At 32.4% G+C, this 2,041-nt stretch carries 2 protein-coding genes; both read right to left on the bottom strand.

Translation table 11 applies throughout. From position 1 onward, the window contains the following. Positions 1 to 112 precede the first annotated feature (112 nt). Positions 113 to 691: an acyltransferase gene (locus tag U9R42_01505; protein MEA3494691.1), complete on the bottom strand. Its 579-nt coding sequence runs from the start codon at positions 689 to 691 to the stop codon at positions 113 to 115. A gap of 34 nt (positions 692 to 725) precedes the next feature. Beyond that, positions 726 to 1,853, bottom strand: a complete 1,128-nt coding sequence (locus tag U9R42_01500; GenBank protein ID MEA3494690.1) for a DegT/DnrJ/EryC1/StrS family aminotransferase — start codon at positions 1,851 to 1,853, stop codon at positions 726 to 728. Between the last annotated feature and the right edge of the window lie 188 nt (positions 1,854 to 2,041).

The following is a 2,041-nucleotide window of genomic DNA, read 5'->3' as shown; positions in this document are numbered from 1 at the left end:
GTGTTTCTTGCAAAAACGAATAGTTAAAGTCTTGTTTCTTTTTTCTTGGCGTTCTTTGCGGCTTGGCGTGATATTTTTCTTGTTTCTCGCTAAGACGCTAAGAACTCGAAGTTTACAGTTTTCTCACTTTTGAATCTTGTAATTTATATTTTTCATCACTTTCGGGACATGTTGCAAAACCATTATCATCAAATTTCAATCGATGTCCGTATTCCGACATCCATCCGATTTGCTTTGCAGGATTACCTACAACAAGAGCATAATCAGGTACTTCTTTTGTAATAACCGCTCCTGCTCCAATGAAAGAAAATCTACCAATATCATTTCCGCAAACAATTGTTGAATTAGCACCTATTGATGCTCCTTTTTTTACTTTTGTTTTTTCATAAGTTCCTTTTCTAACAACAGCACTTCTCGGGTTTGTAATATTTGTAAAAACCATTGAAGGTCCAAGAAAAACATCATCTTCGCATGTAACTCCCGTATAAATTGATACATTATTCTGTACTTTTACATTTTTTCCAAGAATTACATCAGGAAAAACAACAACATTTTGACCGATGTTACATTTTTTTCCAATTTTACAATTTTTCATTATGTGTGAAAAATGCCAAATTTTAGCACCGTCCTCAATAAAACAACCATCATCAATAACTGCGGTTTCGTGTGCAAAATAGTTTTTTTTGTTCATAGTTTTTTTTCTTTATAAAATTGCAAAATAAAAATTAATCAACAAAACTTAAAACACCATTACAAATAAAATTTAATTGCTCTTCATCAAGTTCAGTATGCATTGGCAATGAAATAACAGTATTTGAAAGATGCTCGGTTACAGGAAAATCACCCTCTTTATATCTTGGGTCTTGATAAGCTTTTTGTAAATGCAAAGGAACAGGATAATAAATCATTGCAGGAACATTCTTTGAATCCAAATATTCTTTTAGCTCATCTCTGTTAATATTTTTTGTAACTAATGTATATTGATGAAAAACATGTGTTGAATAATCTACTCTTACAGGAATCTGTATTGAACTACAATTTTTAAAGGCATTATCATAAAAATCTGCAACTCGTTGTCTTTCAATTACGTATTCATCAAGATGCTTAAGTTTAACTTTTAAAACAGCAGCCTGAATACTGTCAAGCCTAGAGTTTACACCAATAATATCGTGATAATAACGAACCTTCATACCATGATTTACAATGATTCTCATTTTTTCAGCAAGTACATCACTATTTGTAAAGATTGCACCACCATCACCATAACAGCCAAGGTTTTTTGAAGGGAAAAATGATGTACATCCAATATCTCCAAGTGTTCCTGACTTTTTCTTTTCTCCGCCTTGCGAAATGTAATCCCCACCTATTGCCTGAGCATTATCTTCAATTACTTTCAAATCATGTTTTTTTGCAATACTCATAATTGCATCCATATTTGCACACAGGCCAAAAAGATGCACAGGAATAATTACCTTGGTTTTTGATGTTATCGCTTTTTCAATAGCATTAGGGTCAATATTAAAAGTTCCAGGTTCCACATCAACCAAAACAGGTGTTAATCCAAGTAAAGCAATAACTTCCGCAGTTGCAATAAAAGTAAATGAAGTAGTTATAATTTCATCTCCCGGCTTAAGATCAAGAGCCATCATTGCCACCTGAAGAGCATCAGTGCCATTCGCACAAGGAATTACATGTTTTATTCCAAGGTAAGCTTCTAAGTCTTTTTGAAATTCTTTTACAGCAGTTCCATTAATAAATTGTGTTGAACTTATAACTTTATTAATTTCAACATCAATATCTTGTTTTATCTTTTCATACTGACCTTTAAGATCAACCATTCGGATTTCCTTCATTATACTCTATTTTTATTTCATTAAATAATTTTCAAAATTAATATAGAAAGAGAGAATATGAGAATTTATTTCAAGAAAAGACTTTATTGCAAGATGCGGGATGCAGGATACAAGATGCAGGATACAAGATGCAGGATGCAAGATACAGGATGCAAGATGCAAGATGCAAGATGCAAGATTGCAGGATG

The organism is Bacteroidota bacterium (assembly GCA_034723125.1).
Classification (GTDB): Bacteria; Bacteroidota; Bacteroidia; order CAILMK01; family JAAYUY01; genus JAYEOP01.
Note: the sequence above shows the minus strand (reverse complement) of the source record. Positions and strands in the feature narration are given on the sequence as shown.